This is a genomic window from Mesorhizobium sp. M7A.F.Ca.CA.001.10.2.1 (assembly GCF_003998575.1).
Classification (GTDB): Bacteria; Pseudomonadota; Alphaproteobacteria; order Rhizobiales; family Rhizobiaceae; genus Mesorhizobium.
Genome location: NZ_RZQY01000814.1, coordinates 1 through 2,323 on the forward strand (window position 1 = coordinate 1; position 2,323 = coordinate 2,323).

3 protein-coding genes are annotated in these 2,323 nt (G+C 63.2%); all 3 read right to left on the reverse strand.

Features of this window, described 5'->3' with window-relative positions:
* On the reverse strand, window positions 1-704 hold a 704-nt coding region (locus EN964_RS32085), incomplete at its 3' end, for a VWA domain-containing protein (protein ID WP_164776188.1).
* 84 nt (window positions 705-788) lie between these two features.
* Window positions 789-1,226: a DUF1489 family protein gene (locus tag EN964_RS32090; RefSeq protein WP_013531780.1), complete on the reverse strand. Its 438-nt coding sequence runs from the start codon at window positions 1,224-1,226 to the stop codon at window positions 789-791.
* Between the two features lie 76 nt (window positions 1,227-1,302).
* Window positions 1,303-2,323, reverse strand: a 1,021-nt coding sequence (locus EN964_RS32095) for an L-serine ammonia-lyase (RefSeq protein WP_127277252.1), incomplete at its 5' end; no start/stop codon positions are given.

The following is a 2,323-nucleotide window of genomic DNA, read 5'->3' on the forward strand; positions in this document are numbered from 1 at the left end:
ATCATCAGCCGGTCTTCCGGCCTGCCCCTGGCTTCGAGCGCCTTCAACCCGCCGGTCGCATACACGGCGACGGCCGAAAGCAGCCCTGCCAAGGTCGCGGCAGCCCGCCGATCAAATCGGAACCAAGCCCCCTTGGAAAGCCGCGCAATCTCTTTGAACGCCTTTTCCGCGCCGGAATCATGGCCTTCCTGAAACACGAAGACAGGAACGCCATGAAGGCCGAGGCTGCCGGCCTTTTCGGCCAGATCGTCGATATTCTCTTCCATCGCGTCGCCGATGTAGACCAGCGCATTGACCTTGGCGGCCGCCGTCTGTTTCAGCGCATGCGTCAGGACCTTTCCGATCTGGGTGTGGCCGCTGCGGCATTCGATCCGCGTCATCAGCTGCTTCAAGGCATTGGTGTCGCTCACGAAAGCCGACGAACGGCACTCGCCGAGGCCGCGAAAATAAACCAGTTGCACGCTGAGGGTTCCGGCCTTGCCGACTGCGTCGAACATCTGGCCCTGCAGCGTGCAGGCCAGATCCCAGGTCGGCTGGCGGCTCATCGTCGCGTCGAGGGCAAGGATCAGCCTGCCCGAACCGGTCGCCGACGCGGCAAGTGTCCTCGCCTGACGAATGAAGGCGTCGATCTCGCCGGCGTTGGATTGAGGCTTGACCGGCGCAGGACTGGTCCTCGCTGGCACAGGCTGCTTCTTATCACTCATGAAAAACAAGATGTGGCGTTGCCACATCGCTTGCAAGCCCCACATCGGGCGGTGCAAAGGGCCAGGCGGTGATGCCACCTGGGGTCAGAGCAGACCGAGATCGGCCAGCTCGCGCCTGAGTTTCGGCGGCATCTCGATCAATCCGGCCTTGCCCTTGCCCAGATCGAGCGGCGCGTCCGCCGGTTTCAGGTAGCGCCAGCCCTGAAAAGCCCGGCGCGGCTGCCAGTCGGTGCGTACAACCTCGGGGTCGAGTATCAGATGGCAACGGCCTATGCCTTCACTGTCGGTGAACGGCCGGATTTCGGTGATCAACTGGCGGCACTGCACATTGCCTTTGATCACCCAATAGAGCGAACCGCCATCGGTAACCTCGGCGCCGCGTGTCGGCATCATGCGGGTGGTGTGATACTGCTCGACCGGCTCACCGGCGCGCCGCCGCTCGTCGAGGCGGAAGGCGATCCACTCTTCGAGATCCTCGACGCTGTCGCAGCCGACACAGAGTTTTATGAGATTGAGAGACATCGCTTAAGGTTAGTCCCGCACGCGAACGCGTCAACGACCGGATCGACTTCTCCACAGCGGCGGTTTAGGCCAGCCTTCAGCACTCCACGACGTTGACTGCAAGCCCGCCAAGGCTGGTTTCCTTGTACTTCTCGTTCATGTCGAGGCCGGTCTGGCGCATGGTCTCGATCGCCGCATCGAGCGGTACGAAATGGATGCCGTCGCCCTTGATGGCCAGCGACGCGGCCGTCACCGCCTTGACCGCGCCCAGCGCATTGCGCTCGATGCACGGCACCTGAACCAGACCACCAACCGGATCGCAGGTCATGCCGAGATGATGTTCGAGCGCGATCTCGGCGGCATTCTCGACCTGTTCGGGCGTACCGCCCATGACGGCGCACAGGCCCGCTGCGGCCATCGCCGACGCGGAGCCTACCTCACCCTGGCAGCCGACCTCGGCGCCCGAGATCGATGCGTTGGTCTTGATGATGCCGCCAACGGCGGCAGCCGTCAGCAGGAAATCACGAATGCTCGGCTGGTCCGCCTCGGGATGGAAATGCAGCCAGTAGCGCAGCACCGCCGGCAGCGTGCCGGCAGCGCCATTGGTCGGCGCGGTGACCACGCGGCCGCCGGCGGCATTTTCCTCGTTCACGGCCATGGCGTAGATCGACAGCCAGTCATTGGCGAGCAAAGGATTGGGCTTGTTCTGCTGCCACTGCTCCTGCAGCTTATCGTGCAGCATGCGGGCACGGCGGCGCACCTTCAGCCCACCCGGCATGATGCCATCCTGCGACAGGCCACGGTCGATGCAGCCCTTCATGGCGCTCCAGATTCCGTCGAGGCCGGCGTCGAGCTCCTCGCGCGTCATCTGCGTTTCCTCGTTGACGCGTTTCATGTCGGCGATGGAAAGACCGCTTTTGCCGGCCATGGCCAGCATCTCGACCGCATTCTTGAACGGATAAGGCACTTTCTTGCCTTCGGTTGTCACCGAACCCTTGGCTTTCATCCGCTGCAGTTCTTCTTCGGAAACCACGAAGCCGCCGCCGATCGAATAATAGATCCGCTTGAGCAGCAGGCGGCCGCCGGCGTCATAGGCGTAGAACGCCATGCCGTTGGCG

Coding starts and splice junctions, on each gene's coding strand:
- EN964_RS32090 (WP_013531780.1), bottom strand. CDS start 1,226: ATGTCTCTCAATCTCATAAAACTCTGTGTCGGCTGCGACAGCGTCGAG.